Origin of the sequence: Sulfitobacter sabulilitoris (assembly GCF_005887615.1) — a bacterium.
Classification (GTDB): Bacteria; Pseudomonadota; Alphaproteobacteria; order Rhodobacterales; family Rhodobacteraceae; genus Sulfitobacter_E; species Sulfitobacter_E sabulilitoris.
Window position 1 is genome coordinate 35883 of sequence record NZ_VANS01000006.1, and the last position, 14769, is coordinate 50651.

Sequence of the window (14769 nt, forward strand, 5' to 3'; positions counted from 1 at the left end):
TTGGGGGACATCCAGCGCGTCCCATATTGAGCGGGGTTTGTCCCCCAATAGGCGGTGGGGCGCAAATCCGTGTCCCCTAGATTTGGTCCCTTTGCGGATGGCCACGCCGCGCTGAGCCTGGTCCCACTGCGAATCGCCTGATACGGCTTATCTCCTGTTTTTCACGGGCTTGCGCCGCAGGCCTTTTTGCAGGTTCGATCATATTCTCTTTTGCCTTTTTTTCCAAACCAGCGTAAATCTGAAAAAAACAAGAATTAGCGTCCCCGTGGGGACAGCGCCCACATCAGCAGCATACAGGCACTCATGTACACACACACAGACCTTGCCCGCCTTCAGGCGCAATCGCTTAAAATGCAGGGGTTCATCCGGCAGCAGACTTACAGCCCCCAGAACGAGAAAACGCTACGCCGGTTTTCCAGTTGGGAGGTGGCGGAGCTGATCTTCAAGGTGAACCAATCGACGTTGCGGGGCCGCTTGGCTGCCGACCCAACTCTGCCCCAGGGAACGGTAGAGGAGGACGGGCGGCAACGTTGGTATTCACTCGAAGAGATCAACGAGTTGCGGCGCAGGCTCAAAGTCAATCGCAAGTCGCTCATGCCGCCGCGCCCGTCGGGCAAGCGGGCGATGCGCGCCGCGATTGCCAATTTCAAGGGTGGCGCCGGCAAGTCGACGGTGGCCTTGCATTTCGCCCATGCCGCCGCGCTGGACGGATACCGAGTTCTGTGCGTGGATTTCGACCCCCAAGCGACGCTCAGCCATTCGATGGGCCTGTCGGATGTGGCCGAGGAATACACGGTTTGGGGGATCATGGCGCGCGATCTTGCCAATGAAACGGATCGGATGAACACCTCGGCCAAGGGCGCGGAATCGGGTGCCGCCCTGCCCCAGCGCCGATTGCCCAATTCGATCACGGATATGGGGCTTGCCGGATTGCGGGCCGCCGATTTCATCAAACCGACCAACTGGCCGACCATCGACATCGTTCCCAGCTGCGCCAACGCGGCGTTTGTCGAATTCGCCTCCGCGCAGTACCGGCACATGAACCCGGAGTGGTCGTTCTTTGCGGCTGTGTCGCGGTTTCTCGATCAGCTGCCTGCCGATGCCTACGACCTCATCCTGTTCGATTGCCCGCCCGCGATCGGCTACCAGTCGATGAACGCGGTCTTCGCGGCCGACATGCTTTATATCCCGTCTGGCCCCGGCTACTGGGAGTACGACTCAACCACGTCCTTCATTGGTCAGCTGGCCGAGGCGCTGGAGGACCTGAGCCGCTTTTCCGGGCTTGTCCCCGCGGGGACAATGAATTTGCCCAAGGCGTTCTTGGATCTGCGGTTCCTGATCACGCGCTATGAGCCGAACAACGATTTGCACCGGGCGATGAACCAGGCCTTTGGCAAGGTGTTTGGCGATCGCCTGTGCGCGCATCCGATCGAAATGACCCGCGCGGTCGAGCAATCAGGCCGCTTTCTGTCGTCGATCTATGAAATCGATTACCGCGACATGACAAGGGAGACATGGCGCCGGGCCCGTGCTTCGTTCGATCAGGCTTATGAGGAGTTCAGGAGCAATCTTGGCGAGGCGTGGAACCAGCTGGAGGATAAGGCATGAGCAAGCGGCGTGTATTCGACATAGATTTCGACGATGTTGAGCCGGAGGTCGCGCCGGTGAGTGATGCACCGCTGCCCGAAGCGCGGCGCGGGCCGATGGCCTCGGCGATCTCTGAAAACGCAGCCGCATTGACGGAACGGCAGGCCGCCGAGACGGCGATCCGGGCAGAGAATGACCGCTTGGCGCATGAATACATCGCGCTGAAGAAAAACGGCCAGATTGTCGGGCTAATCGATATCGGATCGGTCAAGATGTCCAAGCTGATCCGCGATCGCTCCGGCACCCGCGATCCGGAGCTGGAAGAGCTCAAGGCGTCGATCAGGGCGCTGGGTCTGTCCAATCCGATCCACGTGGAGGAAGTCGAAGGCGGATTTGAGTTGATCCAGGGCTTTCGCCGGTTGACGGCTTATCGCGAGCTTTTCCACGAAACCGGCGAGGCCCGGTTTGCGCGCATTCCGGCGACTCTGCAGGCCAAGGGCGCGCAGCTTGATCAGTTGTATCGGCGGATGGTCGACGAAAACCTCGTGCGCCGCGATATCTCGTTCGCCGAGATGGCGCAGCTTGCCATGTCCTATGCCGCCCGCACGCCCGAAATCCGCAGCAGTGCCGATGCGGTCGATGATCTATTTGCCTCGGCCGGACGTCAAAAGCGTAGCTATATCCGGCATTTCGCGACCCTTCTGGACGCCCTGGGCCAGGATCTGAAATTCCCCGAAGTGATTCCCCGCGCGACCGGGCTGGCCCTGGTCAGGCTGATCGAGGGAAATGATCGTGCCGCGGGGCAGATCCGGGCGGTCTTGAACGCGCGGCCCGATCGCGATGCCGCGGGCGAGCTGGCGATCCTGCGGTCGGCGGCATCGGGCGGCGCGGCCAAGCCTGCGGTGTCCAAGGCACCTGCCCCAAAGAGTTCGTCGAAGACGACGATCAAGCTGAACCGACCGGAGGGCGTCGCCAAATGCACGGCCTCCGCTGGCCGGTTCGAGGTGTTGCTGGATCACGATTTCGGTGCCGTCGATCCCCGGCGGCTCGAAGCAGCGGCGCGCGCCTTTCTGGATCGGCTCAAGGGCTAGTCCCCGGAACGCAGTTTGAGAAATTCCAATATTTCCTTTGCCACCGCGTCTGGCGCTTCTTCGTGCGCCAGATGGCCCAGTCCGGGCAGGCTGATCACGCGTGCCGCCGGCATTTTGGTCGCGGCGCGGCGGGATACATCGGGCGGCACCGCGGAATCCTTATCGCCCACGATGAACAGCGTCGGCGCGGTGATGCGGGGCAACCGGCCCAACAGATCGTCGAGCGACCAATGCGCCATCATCACCAGTGTCGCATCAACGTGGTCCCTGTCGGCGACCAACCGACGGTAAAGCTCAATACCATGATCATCCAAATGCGACCCTGTTCCGCGTATTAGGGCCGCTATCCGACGCTTTGTCGCGCTGGCCGAGGAAAACAGGCTGGCGGTAAACGGAACAGAGGCCAGAACTTTTGCGATGGCCGGAAACAACAGCCCCGCCAGCCCCTTGAAATTGTCGAGCGCGGCGTTGATGCCGATTACCCTTGGCGATTGTCCCCGCGGGGACAACAGGTATTGGGACAGGTTGAGCGCAATGGCAGCACCGGCAGAGTGTCCGATGATTGCGCCGGGATGCCAGCCTTGCTGCGCGCAAAGCGATGCGATGTCCTGCGTCATCTCTTCCAGCCCACACCGATGCCGCGCTCCGAGCCGGGTGAACCCTTGTCCCGGCAGGTCTAGCGCAACGACATGATGCGACTTTGCCAGGATCGGAATCAGATCCCTGAAGCTATGGGTGCTGCCGCCAGCGCCGTGAAGCAGCAACAGCGTATCACCCTCGCCCGATTCCTGAACGTGCCAGCGATGCGGCGGGCAGAACACCTCTCTCGACAGGTCGGCATTCGGCCAATCCGATGTATCGGCGCCAAACCGCATTGTCAGGGTCTGCCGATCGCGGTGCCGACCGCGTCTGTCAATCGCTGCGCGTCAGCACGGGGCAACGGAAGGTAGGGTGCGCCCAATAGGGCGGCGAGAGTTCGAAGTGCAGCTTGCGGGCGGGTCGACATGTCGATCACCAATCCCTGCACGCCCTGCCCGCGCAGCATCGCTGCGATCCGGTCTGCATCCTTTGTCGCCTGTGCCCTGTTGGCGGTCCCGTCCAGCGCGATGTTGGCGCGGCCATCGGTCAGAACGACAACCGTCGGGCTAAGCCCGCGCGAGGCGGCCTGATGCGCCATCTGGGCGGCGTGCTGCAGGCCGGCGGCCAGGGGTGTTCCGCCGCCGCCGGGCAATTCGGCCAGACGGCGCTTGGTCTGAACCAGCGACCGTGTGGGCGGCAGCATCACATCCGCCGCGATCCCACGAAACGAGATGAGGGCGACGTGATCGCGGGCGGCATAGGCTTCGGCAAGCAAAAGCTCCACCGCACCCTTGGCTTCGTTCAGCCGGGACATGGCGGCAGAGCCTGACGCATCGACGGCAAAAATCAGCAACCTGTCAGAGTGGTCCTGATGTCGTTTCACCCGAATATCGGCAGGTCGAATGATCAGGCCGGCGACGTCGGGCCGGGCTTTTCGACGAATGGTCTGCCAGGGGGCCGCGGCGCGGAGCGTTGCGACAAGGTCGATCCGGTTTCGTCCATCCAGCCGACCGGGGCGCGAGGGCAGGGGACGCCCCCGGCGATTGCTTTTCCGGGCCTGGCCCGCCCCGGCACCGCTGGCGCGCGATGTTGTCCCCGCGGGGACGCCTCCTTCAAGCAGGCCCGGAGGCAAGGCCGCCTTGACGGCGTCAATCAGCATATCGCCGTCCGGCAGCGCCGTTTCGGTGTCGTCGGTGCCGTTCGCGTCCTGTGATGGGGCAGGGGGCGGCGATGCTCTGTCCTGAGGGTCCGGGACACGCGTCGCCCTATGCGGATAAACCAGCGCTGCGGCGGCTTCCAGGTCGCTTTGATCAAGGGTCACCCGGCCATGCAGGGAGGCATGCGCCCGGGCCGCGCGAAGCGCCAGTATCGGTGCGCGCAAGCTCGATATGCCAAAATGTGTGGCAAGGTCACTTAGGGTTTGGATGTCTTCGCCGCTGGCCTTGACGGTTGCAGGTGTGTCTGGGCCTGTCCCCGCGGGGACAGACACCGCTATTGGTCTACGCCCGGCGGGTTCGATGTGAAAGGCAAGCCGATCTGCGAGTGACGCAGGCGCGTTTTCCTGATCGTCGGCGCCTTCGTCCAATGCAATGAGGCAGTGCGTCGTGGTCTGATCGATTTGCTGCGACAGTTTTCCAGCCAACGCGCGGTCGCATCGCTCGGCCATTATGAGCAACAGGGTCGCCGGTGATTGAAAAAATCCTTTGGTAAAAGATACTTGTCCGGTTTTCAGTGTTGCTGACAGGTCCAGGCCGCCGAAAAGCTGATCGTCGGCGATGGCGGGGTGTATCCGGCGCACGGGATGCGGAAGCGCGCCAAGTGCATGCAGCAATGCATCGCGATCCGGGCTTGCCCGCATCCGTATGACCGCGCCGCCAAGCCCCGACGGGTCGATGGCCAGCAACCGCAGCGCCAGATGCGCGCGCTGCCAGCTATCGCCAAGGTCGATCACCCCAAGACCTCGGTGACGACCCGCATCACACGGGCGCCTGACCCCGCCTCGTCCAGCGGGTCACGCCGCAGGCGATGCGACAGGGCAATGGGTGCGATTCTCCGCAGATGGTCGCGGGTCAGGGTCGCGTCGTCGTGCTGGGCCGCCAGTGCGCGCGCGGTGCGCAGAAGCGTCAACTCCCCACGCAGCCCGTCAGAGCCCAAAGCGATACAAAGTTCGGCACAATCGTGCAGAATAGCCTCTGGTGTGATGACGTCGGGCAGGCGCTTGCGCGCGGCAAGGATGGTCTTGCGCAGCTTGGCGTCGGCTTTCTGGTGTATGGCCATAAACGCGTCGAAATCGGTTTCGAAGGCATCGCGCCGTCGGATCACCTCGACCCTGTCCTGAATGTCTTGCGGGGAGCGGACCTCCACCGACAATCCGAACCGATCAAGCAGCTGCGGCCGCAACTCGCCTTCCTCCGGATTGCCCGAGCCGACCAGCACGAACCGCGCCGCATGGCGGATCGACAGGCCTTCGCGTTCGACGACGTTCTCGCCCGATTGCGCCACATCCAGCAGCAGATCGACGATGTGATCCTCCAGCAGATTGACCTCGTCGATGTACAGGTATCCGCGGTTGGCGCGTGCCAGCAGCCCCGGTTCAAACGCCTTTTCGCCGCGCGTCAGTGCGCGTTCGATATCCAGCGCGCCCAATACGCGATCCTCTGTCGCGCCAAGCGGCAAATCGATCACGGGGGTCGGGCGGCTAACCAACTTTTTCGACCCTAATTCAGCCCATTCGGGGCAATCGGTCAGTCGCGCGGAATTCACCGGGCAGCTTTCCACCGCCTTGATCGGGGGCAAAAGCGCGGCCAGTGCCCGGACCGCGGTGGATTTTCCCGTTCCTCGGTCGCCGAATACCAGAACCCCGCCAATGCCGGGGTCGATGGCGGTCAGGACCATGGCTTGTTTCATCTGATCCTGTCCGACAATCGCGGAAAAGGGGAAGGGGGTCTTCATACGTGTGTTTCCATATTTGCCAGCGGGCTTGTGCCGCCCCAGGTCCCGCTGTCGCCCAGAATGGCAAAGCGGGCATATAACTCTTCCGAGAACCACGACCCGGCGCGGACTGCCCTGATGGCATCGGCGTGGGGGCCGTTGGCGCGCGCGAAATCAGCCATGGAATCCGCATCGGGCCAGATCGAAAATGTCACCTGATGCATTAAGGGCACCTCGCCGATGCCGATCTTGAAGGCGACCTTCGGGTCGGATCCGATCATCCGGCTGATGTTTGGCACGCGTGACCAGAATTTCAATGCGATCCGTGGCTTGATCGTGGCGCGGGTCAATGCCGCGAGGGGGCCCCCGGACGAGAGCGACGCCGCGGCGAATGGAGTTTTTCCCGACCATCGACCCCGCACCGATCTGGTGGCGAGGAATACTGTCCAATCCTCTGCGGCGCGATCGCGGTAGCGCCTGAAAATCGCGGTCTCGGACAGCCGTCTGCGCGCCGTTGCCTCGTTCGGCCAAGTGGCGAGAATGGCATAGACGCCCGTGTTGGGCAGGGGGGTAAAGCCTTCGCCGGTGCCCGATCCGCACAGCTTCCAGAAGCCGATATCGGGCACCCTGGCCAAGGGCATGCGCGCGCCGCCCATCATGCCAAGCGCCCACAATCGGGCACCAAGGCCGGAAAACCGGAAAAAGCTGAGGGTGACGATGGGTGAGGCGGTCATGTGGCGGCGGCAGATCCATAAGTGTCAACCAAGTCTGACATGAGGCCGTGCTGATTGGAAGAAGGCAATTGTCAATTAAACTAGACACATCTACTGTAGCAAGATGATGACACGCGTGGATAAGATCGAATCCGTCGGTGCCGCCCATGGCGCGCGCGACCGTGCCATTGTCATCGGTGCGGGGCTGGGTGGTCTGGCGGCGGCGATGCGGCTTGGGGCCAAGGGATACCGCGTGACGGTGATCGATGCGCTGGACGTGCCCGGCGGGCGCGGCAGTTGCCTGCATCAAGACGGGCATCGCTTTGACCTGGGGCCGACCATCATCACCGTACCACAGCTTTACCGCGAGCTTTGGGCCGCTTGCGGCCGCGATTTCGATGCCGATGTGACGCTGAAATCGCTGGATCCGTTTTACGAAATCCGCTGGCCGGATGGCACGACATTCGTCGCGCAGCAGGACACGGAAAAACTGCGTGCCGAAGTGGCGAAACTGTCGCCGGGCGATCTGGTGGGGTTCGACCGTTTTCTGCGCGATAGCGAAAAACGCTACTGGTTCGGGTTCGAGGATTTGGGCCGCCGGTCGATGCACAAGTTCCGGGATCTCGCCAAGGTGCTGCCGACGTTCGGCATGTTGCGCGCCGACAGGTCCGTCTATGCGCATGCCGCGCGGCGGGTGAAAGACGAAAAACTGCGCATGGCGCTCAGCTTTCATCCGCTCTTTATCGGCGGCGATCCGTGCCATGTGACGTCGATGTATATCCTCGTGGCCTATCTGGAAAAGAAGTTCGGCGTGCATTACGCGATGGGTGGCGTGGCGGGCATGGCGCAGGCGATGGCGGCGGTGGTCGAGGATCAGGGCGGCACGTTGCTGATGGACACCAAGGTCGATGAGATCGTCGTTCGCGACGGTGCGGTGACGGGCGTGCGTCTTGCCGGCGGGCTTGAGATGGGGGCCGATATCGTCGTATCGAACGCGGATTCGGGGCACACCTACGACCACCTGTTGCGCAATCATGCGCGTCGGCGCTGGACCACGGCCAAGCTCAAGCGAACCCGCTATTCGATGAGCCTGTTCGTCTGGTATTTCGGGACAAGGGGCACGGCGGGGAAATGGCGCGATGTGGGCCACCATACGATCCTGAACGGGCCGCGCTATACCGGACTTTTGCGCGATATTTTCATCAACGGCACCTTGAGCGACGACATGAGCCTTTATGTGCATCGGCCCAGTGTGACGGACCCCGGTGTCGCCCCCGACGGTGATGACACGTTCTATGTTCTCAGCCCGGTGCCGCATCTGGGCCATGACAACGGCGTCGATTGGGCCGTCGAGGAACCCAGATACAAGGCAAGGATGCTCAAGGTACTGGAAGACCAGCTTTTGCCCGGCGTGGCAGATGCGATCGTCACCGAGGCGGTGTTCACCCCCGAAACTTTTCGCGACCGCTATTACAGCCCGCATGGATCGGGATTTTCGATTGAACCGCGCATCCTGCAAAGCGCGTGGTTTCGACCGCACAACATCAGCGAGGAGGCGCGCGGCCTCTATCTTGTGGGTGCGGGAACGCATCCCGGGGCAGGGGTGCCGGGTGTCATTTCAACCGCTGAAGTCCTTGGAAAACTCGTACCCGCCCCACAGGTGACACGATGACCCGATCCCGCATTCGTTCTGATGATATTGAGCATTGCCGCGAGGCCATTCGCCACGGATCCCTGTCGTTTCATGCCGCGTCCAGGCTGCTGCCCGCCCGGGTGCGTGACCCGGCGTTAGCGCTCTATGCCTTTTGCCGCCTGGCGGATGACGAGGTCGATCTGAAGGCGGAAAAGGCCGACGCGGTGCTGCGCCTGCGCGACCGTCTGGATGCGGTCTACGCCGGGCATCCGCGCGATGCCGCCCCCGACCGCGCATTCGCCGCGATCGTCGAGCAGTTCGAGATGCCCCGCGCCCTGCCGGATGCGCTGCTCGAAGGGTTGGCGTGGGATGCCGAAGGACGGCGCTATGCGACACTGTCGCAGGTGCGGGACTATTCCGCGCGCGTGGCCTCGGCCGTGGGGGCGATGATGTGCGTGCTGATGGAGGTGCGCGATGCCGACGCATTGGCGCGGGCCTGCGATCTGGGCGTGGCGATGCAACTGACGAACATCGCGCGCGATGTGGGCGAAGACGCCGCCGAGGGGCGCCTATACCTGCCGACGGATTGGTTCGATGCGGCGCAGCTTGATGTGGATGCGTTCCTGTCCGACCCGCAGCCGTGCAAAGAGATCGGTGTCATGGTCAAGCGCTTGATTGCTGAAGCGAACCGCCTCTATATCCGGTCCGAAGCCGGCGTCGGCGCGCTGCCGAGGTCTTGCCGTCCGGGCATCTACGGCGCCCGTTACATCTATGCCGGTATCGGCGGGCGGCTGAGGACGATGGGATGGGATTCGATCACGGCCCGCGCGCGCACCGGCAAGGCGCAAAAGATCGGTTGGCTGGGCCAGTCGCTGCTGATGTCGGGGGCAAGCATGGTCATGCCACGGTCTGCCGTGCTGTATGCGCGCCCGCTGGAGGAGGTCCGTTTTCTGGTCGATACAACGGCGCGTGGTGCGCCCGTGGCGTCGCGCAGCGATGCGCTAATCGCGGTGCTCGCCGCGTTGGAGACGCACAACCCAAGTCACCGCAACGGCTTGATCAATCGTCGCGCGGGGGCTAGCTGAGCGTCATGTTCTGGGTTTTGTTCTGTCTTTTTCTAGGCGCCTGCCTGGGCGCCGGCGCGACCGGCGGCCTGTTTCCGCCCGGCCCGTGGTATCGCAGCCTTCAAAAGCCGTGGTTCACGCCGCCTGACTGGGTGTTTCCGGTCACCTGGTTCGTGTTGTATTTCTGTATGTCGGTGGCGGGCGCGCGCGCGGCGCTGACCGAGGGCAATCATTACGCAATGGCCTTCTGGGCGCTTCAGATTGCGCTGAACGGCCTTTGGACGCCGGTGTTTTTCGGCCTCAAGGACATACGTATGGGTATGGCCGTGATCGTCTTGCTGTGGGTGTCCGTCCTGTGTGGGCTCGTGGCCTTGTGGCAGGTCGATGTTCTGGCGGGCGTGTTGTTCGTACCCTATCTGATCTGGGTCAGCATCGCCGCCGCGCTGAACGCGGGCGTGTGGCGGCTGAACCCCGACGCGGCGCGCAATCCGCCGCCGCGCCCGTCCTGATCGCCCTAGGAAAAACACCACTTGCCGCGGCGCGGAACGCGCAGGGCCAGCATCGGTTTGAGCAGTGGATTTCGGAACCGCCGCAGGTCCAGCGCCTCGTGAACGCCCGTCACGATGTCGCCGTCCAGTTTGGTCCGCACGGCAGAACGTGAATAGAACGGCGCATCCAGCATGCTCAGCGTCTGATGCGGGGTGAAGCCTGGGTCGCTGCGGGTTTCGCGCGCCACTGCCCAAAGGCTACGGCGCAGGGGCGTCTTGGGCGGCAAGGGCAGGGGGGTCGCGATGCCGTCCGGGTCAAAGGCGTAGCCCGCGGCCAGTTCGCTGCCATCCAGGCGCGTTGCGTCGTAGAAACAGGTGGCGCCGCGTGATGTGCCGAACCGTCCCCAGGTCCAATAACTGAAATCCTCCTCCAAGGCCCGCGTCCCGAAATTGGCGTCGAAATATCCCTCGCCAGTCCACTGCCAGCCCGGTCGGTCGATATCGACCGCGATCCGCGATACCGGTGCGAAGGGCCGCCAGATATGGGCGTCGTCAGGGGAAAGCGGCAATTCAACCCCGCTGATCGCAGACGGGGTCACCGTGATCTGGCCGCAGATACGGTTGATCAGGGGGGGGCTCGATACTTCGTCGATGTCGATCACCAGTCGTTCGCCGTCCCAGCGCATCGACGATGGCCCGACCTCAAGCCGCGACGCGGTCTGTCGCAGCGCCGATCGCCCCCTGTCGGTCATCGTGAAGCGCCCGCCGGGCCCATAGGTCGCCACGTTGATGCACACGTGGTTTTGCGGCGATTTGCGCCCGGACCATTTGTACCAGGGCGAAAAAACCGAACCGATGAAGCCGATCACGGATACGGCGCGCGTGCCGCAATCGCTCAGGCCGTCGACATACCACCACGCATAGCCGTTCGGTGCGACGTCGATGTTGAAATTTGGGCGCTCAAGATCGCCTCGGCCGCGTGCCGCGCGGAGAGGGTCGCCATCGGAACGCCCGGACCCGGATGAACCCCGCCGCCCGCCAGCCAGAGGCCGGGCACCGGCGTCGCGGCGGTGGGGCGTTTGAACGTCGCGGTCATCCCGTGCGGGGTCTGCCCATAGAGCGCGCCCCTTGTCGCGGGGAACATCTGCGCAAACATCTGGGGCGTCGTGATATCCTGCGGCCTGGGTGTCGGCGACAGGGTCAGCCCGAACCGCGTCAGCCGCGTCATGATCTGATGGTGCCATTGGTCAAGCTCCGGTGGGGTCTGTGTGTCGGAAGGAGCGGGGGCGTTCGAGATGATCTCGAACCGCTCGAGCGGTTTGGGCGCGTGGCCCTGTCCTCGATCCAGCGCACAAAGGTAGAGCGTTGGATCGGCGGGAATGCGGCCTGCGGCAAGGTCGTTGAATTCGCTGTGCGGATCGGCCGCGAAGAACACGTTGTGATGAATGAGGTCGGCCCCCGACGGGGTTGCGGCAAAGCTGTGGACCCGTGCCGAAAAGGACCGTGGCAGCGTTGCGGTCCGGGGTGCCACGTGGCGCAGGCCGGACCCCAGCGCGCCGGTCGCAAGCGCGCGCGGATCGCCGGCAAAGACGACCTCGTCCGCCGGAATCCGGGTGCCGGCCGCCAGTTGCACGGCTGCAACGCGCCCGCCCCGCAATTCGATATGGTTCACATGCGCGCCATGTTGAAACGCAACGCCGTGCGCGGTGGCAAGCGCTGCGATCGCGTCGGTCAGTTTGTGCATCCCGCCTTCGACCACCCAGACGCCTGCCGCTTCGGCCTGCCAGATCAGCGACAGGATCGCCGGTGACAGATGCGGCGCGCCGCCGACGTATGTGGCGTAGCGCCCGAAAAGCTGCGCCAGGCGCGGATCGGTGAATTGCCGCCGCAGCATCGCTGCCAGCGAGGAGAGAGGCGCCATTGCGGGAATGAGCGAGGGCCGTGCCAGCACGTGCGGAACGAGCTGTGACAGGCGGGGCGCCGGTGCCTGCATGATCGGATTGTCAAAGGCCGAGTACAGGCGCGCAGCGCGTGTACCGAAGGCGCGAAATTCATCCGCGGCCCGCGCCCCGGCAAAGGACCGGATCGCGTCGGCACTGGCATCTGGGTCGGCAAAAAGATCAAGCCGGCTGCCGTCGGGCCAATGGTGCCGCGCCAGAACGTCCTGCGCCACGAGGCTGACGTGATCGTCAAGCCGCGCTCCGGCACAGGCAAACAGGTCGTCAAAGACGTGGCGCAGCGTCAGCACCGTTGGCCCCGCATCGATGGGTCCCGCGTCGCTTGGCAGGGTTCTGATCTTGCCGCCCGCATGGTCGTGCCGCTCCAGCACCGTCACGCGCATACCTCCGACCGCCAGCCGAAGCGCTGTGGCCAGTCCGGCGATGCCGGCGCCGACGATCACGGCGTGCCGACGGCGAACAGGGGCGGTGGTCGATGTCATGCAGGCTCCGTTTGGAAGGGGTCCGTGGGATTGTTGACTCGTGACATCAAAGTGTCCAGTATGATTTACACTATAGTGTTCATATGTTCTGACAGATAGTCTGAGAGAGGTCTCGCCGATGGCCATGACGACCCGGATCGAAGCCGCCATTTCCCGCGCGATTTCCATTGGGCAGGGCCGTGGCGCCGTGCCGCCCCGGCTGTCGTCTGCGCTGCGCTATGCCACGGAACCGGGGGGCGCGCGCATTCGCCCCACGATCCTGATGTCTGTCGCGATGGCGTGTGGCGACGATCGCCCGATGCTATCGGATGCGGCGGCATCGGCGCTGGAGCTGATCCATTGCGCCAGTCTTGTGCATGACGATCTGCCCTGTTTCGATGATGCGGACATTCGGCGGGGCAAGCCGTCGGTGCACCGGGCCTATTCCGAACCGTTGGCGGTGCTGACCGGGGACAGCCTGATCGTGCTTGCCTTCGAAATCCTGGCGCGCCAGTCGGGTCATGCGCCCGACCGGGTGGCGCAGATGATCATCACCTTGGCGCAAAGGACGGGAATGCCCGGCGGAATCTGCGCCGGGCAAGGCTGGGAAAGCGAATGCGACATCGATCTGAGCGCCTATCACCAGGCCAAGACCGGCGCCTTGTTCATCGCCGCGACGCAGATGGGCGCGCTTGCGGCAGGGCAAGAGGCCGAGCCGTGGTTCGAACTGGGCGCGCGCATCGGCGAGGCGTTTCAGGTTGCCGACGATCTGCGTGATGCGCTTTACGATGCCGATACGCTGGGTAAGCCCGCCGGGCAGGATGACCTGAACGGGCGGCCCAATGCGGTCACGCTTTTGGGTGTGCAGGGGGCGATGTCGCGCCTCAAGGACATCTTGGGTGGTGCGATCGCGTCCATCCCGTCGTGCCCGGGCGAGGCGCAACTGGCCGCGATGGTCAACATGTATGCCGAAAAGCTGACCCCGGTCGCGACGCAGGTCAGCACGCCGCGGCATCGCGTCTAAGCGGTGTCGGACCTGTCCCAGGATATACCGGGCTGGCGCGGCGGCTGGTTGAACCGCTTTGTCGCCCGCCCCGGATTTCAAAGCTGGGCCAGCCGGTTTTTCCTAACGCGCAGACAGGTCCGCCGCGATGGCGCCGCGATTTTCGATATCGTTCAGGGATTCGTCCAAAGCCAGGTGTTGATGGCGCTGGTGGAACTGGATCTGCTGTATCGACTGCGCGCCGGTCCGCAAACTTCTGGCGCGTTGGGTCAGGCGACCGGGATCGCGCCCGATCGGATGGAGATCCTGTTGCAGGCGGCGGCGGCGTTGGGTCTGCTAAAGCGCGGGCGGCAGGGGCGTTTTGCGCTGGCCCGAAAGGGAGCGGCGCTGATGGGCGTTCCGGGGCTGGAGGCGATGATCCGCCATCACCGTGCCTTTTACCGGGACCTCGAAGATCCGGTTGCCTTGCTGCGCGGTCCAAAGCAGACCGCCTTGTCGCAATTCTGGCCCTATGTGTTCGGCGCAGGGGGCGACATCGATCCAGTGGTCGCGCGGACCTATTCCGACCTGATGGCGCAAAGCCAGCGTTTGGTGGCCGAAGACACGCTGCGCGCCGTATCGTTCGGGGACACTGGAACGCTGCTGGATATCGGCGGCGGCAGCGGAGCGTTCATCGAGGCGGTCGGTATCGCGCATCCATCGGTGCGGATGATGTTGTTCGACCTGCCCGCAGTGGTGCCGGTGGCTGAGGCACGAATTCGCCAGGCGGGGATGTCCGGCCGGACATCCATCCATGCCGGCTCCTTTCGCGACGATCCCCTGCCCCAAGGTGCGGACACGATTTCATTGATCCGGGTTCTTTACGATCATTCGGACGATACCGTTCGCGCGCTTTTGGCCAAGGTCTTCGATGGCTTGCCGCCGGGTGGCCGGCTCATTATTTCCGAGCCGATGGGCGGCGGAGCGCGCCCCGATCGGGCGGGTGACGTGTATTTCGCGTTCTACACGATGGCGATGCAGACGGGGCGCACCCGGTCCGCCGATCAGATTGCCGCCCTGTGCCGCGAGTCGGGATTTGTCGGGATCAAGAGCCCCGAACCCGCACGCGGTTACGTGACCCGGACGCTTGTCGCCGGCAAGCCCAGGTGACCCGCGCGCAAAAGTGTCCAAATTTATTGACACATCAATATGTAAGTTTAAACTGACAATCCAAGCGCATCTGAAAGCATGAGTCTTTGAGTCACCGCAAATGCGCATCGCA

General features: G+C 63.7%; 13 protein-coding genes. 7 read left to right on the forward strand and 6 right to left on the reverse strand.

The window, feature by feature from the left end:
- The first annotated feature begins 303 nt into the window (after nt 1-303).
- Nucleotides 304-1608, forward strand: a complete 1305-nt coding sequence (locus tag FDT80_RS17055; protein ID WP_138663542.1) for an AAA family ATPase — start codon at nt 304-306, stop codon at nt 1606-1608.
- Nucleotides 1605-2678, forward strand: coding sequence for a ParB/RepB/Spo0J family partition protein (locus FDT80_RS17060; RefSeq protein WP_138663543.1), 1074 nt, complete (start codon nt 1605-1607; stop codon nt 2676-2678). Before FDT80_RS17055 ends, FDT80_RS17060 begins: the two co-directional genes overlap by 4 nt.
- Here FDT80_RS17060 and bchO read toward each other — a convergent pair.
- The 4 genes from bchO to crtA are packed head-to-tail and all read right to left on the reverse strand — an operon-like array spanning nt 2675 to nt 6922.
- On the reverse strand, nt 2675-3553 hold the full coding sequence (bchO, locus tag FDT80_RS17065) for an alpha/beta fold hydrolase BchO (protein WP_138663544.1): 879 nt from the start codon (nt 3551-3553) through the stop codon (nt 2675-2677). The genes FDT80_RS17060 and bchO overlap by 4 nt on opposite strands.
- 2 nt (nt 3554-3555) lie before the next feature.
- Entirely contained in the window at nt 3556-5208 is a 1653-nt protein-coding gene (locus tag FDT80_RS17070; RefSeq protein ID WP_342777657.1) for a magnesium chelatase subunit D, read from the reverse strand.
- Nucleotides 5205-6209 (reverse strand): magnesium chelatase ATPase subunit I, encoded by a 1005-nt coding sequence (bchI, locus tag FDT80_RS17075; RefSeq protein WP_138663545.1) that lies wholly within the window; start codon nt 6207-6209, stop codon nt 5205-5207. Before bchI ends, FDT80_RS17070 begins: the two co-directional genes overlap by 4 nt.
- Entirely contained in the window at nt 6206-6922 is a 717-nt protein-coding gene (crtA, locus tag FDT80_RS17080; protein WP_138663546.1) for a spheroidene monooxygenase, read from the reverse strand. Before crtA ends, bchI begins: the two co-directional genes overlap by 4 nt.
- Before the next feature lie 103 nt (nt 6923-7025).
- On the opposite strand from crtA, the gene FDT80_RS17085 reads away from it, so the two are divergent.
- From FDT80_RS17085 to tspO, 3 genes are read left to right on the forward strand one after another with little or no spacing between them, the layout of a single operon-like run.
- Nucleotides 7026-8573: a phytoene desaturase gene (locus FDT80_RS17085; protein ID WP_138663547.1), complete on the forward strand. Its 1548-nt coding sequence runs from the start codon at nt 7026-7028 to the stop codon at nt 8571-8573.
- Entirely contained in the window at nt 8570-9619 is a 1050-nt protein-coding gene (gene crtB / locus FDT80_RS17090) for a 15-cis-phytoene synthase (protein ID WP_138663548.1), read from the forward strand. Before FDT80_RS17085 ends, crtB begins: the two co-directional genes overlap by 4 nt.
- 5 nt (nt 9620-9624) lie before the next feature.
- On the forward strand, nt 9625-10107 hold the full coding sequence (tspO, locus tag FDT80_RS17095) for a tryptophan-rich sensory protein TspO (protein ID WP_138663549.1): 483 nt from the start codon (nt 9625-9627) through the stop codon (nt 10105-10107).
- 5 nt (nt 10108-10112) lie between these two features.
- Here tspO and crtC read toward each other — a convergent pair whose 3' ends face one another.
- Together crtC and crtD are read right to left on the reverse strand one after the other, a co-directional pair.
- On the reverse strand, nt 10113-10985 hold the full coding sequence (crtC, locus tag FDT80_RS17100; protein WP_281278406.1) for a carotenoid 1,2-hydratase: 873 nt from the start codon (nt 10983-10985) through the stop codon (nt 10113-10115).
- Nucleotides 10982-12526, reverse strand: coding sequence for a 1-hydroxycarotenoid 3,4-desaturase CrtD (crtD, locus tag FDT80_RS17105; RefSeq protein ID WP_138663551.1), 1545 nt, complete (start codon nt 12524-12526; stop codon nt 10982-10984). The genes crtC and crtD overlap by 4 nt, the downstream gene beginning before the upstream one ends.
- Nucleotides 12527-12644: 118 nt before the next feature.
- On the opposite strand from crtD, the gene FDT80_RS17110 reads away from it, so the two are divergent.
- Both FDT80_RS17110 and FDT80_RS17115 read left to right on the forward strand, forming a co-directional pair.
- Nucleotides 12645-13529, forward strand: coding sequence for a polyprenyl synthetase family protein (locus FDT80_RS17110; RefSeq protein ID WP_138663552.1), 885 nt, complete (start codon nt 12645-12647; stop codon nt 13527-13529).
- A 3-nt stretch (nt 13530-13532) separates the two neighbouring features.
- Nucleotides 13533-14657, forward strand: a complete 1125-nt coding sequence (locus FDT80_RS17115; protein WP_425472039.1) for a methyltransferase — start codon at nt 13533-13535, stop codon at nt 14655-14657.
- Nucleotides 14658-14769 lie beyond the last annotated feature (112 nt).

Bases quoted from the DNA above. Each gene is read 5' to 3' on its own strand.
- FDT80_RS17055 (WP_138663542.1), top strand. From the start codon at position 304: ATGTACACACACACAGACCTTGCCCGCCTTCAGGCGCAATCGCTTAAA.
- FDT80_RS17060 (WP_138663543.1), top strand. From the start codon at position 1,605: ATGAGCAAGCGGCGTGTATTCGACATAGATTTCGACGATGTTGAGCCG.
- bchO (WP_138663544.1), bottom strand. From the start codon at position 3,553: ATGCGGTTTGGCGCCGATACATCGGATTGGCCGAATGCCGACCTGTCG.
- bchI (WP_138663545.1), bottom strand. From the start codon at position 6,209: ATGAAGACCCCCTTCCCCTTTTCCGCGATTGTCGGACAGGATCAGATG.
- crtA (WP_138663546.1), bottom strand. From the start codon at position 6,922: ATGACCGCCTCACCCATCGTCACCCTCAGCTTTTTCCGGTTTTCCGGC.
- FDT80_RS17085 (WP_138663547.1), top strand. From the start codon at position 7,026: ATGATGACACGCGTGGATAAGATCGAATCCGTCGGTGCCGCCCATGGC.
- crtB (WP_138663548.1), top strand. From the start codon at position 8,570: ATGACCCGATCCCGCATTCGTTCTGATGATATTGAGCATTGCCGCGAG.
- tspO (WP_138663549.1), top strand. From the start codon at position 9,625: ATGTTCTGGGTTTTGTTCTGTCTTTTTCTAGGCGCCTGCCTGGGCGCC.
- crtD (WP_138663551.1), bottom strand. From the start codon at position 12,526: ATGACATCGACCACCGCCCCTGTTCGCCGTCGGCACGCCGTGATCGTC.
- FDT80_RS17110 (WP_138663552.1), top strand. From the start codon at position 12,645: ATGGCCATGACGACCCGGATCGAAGCCGCCATTTCCCGCGCGATTTCC.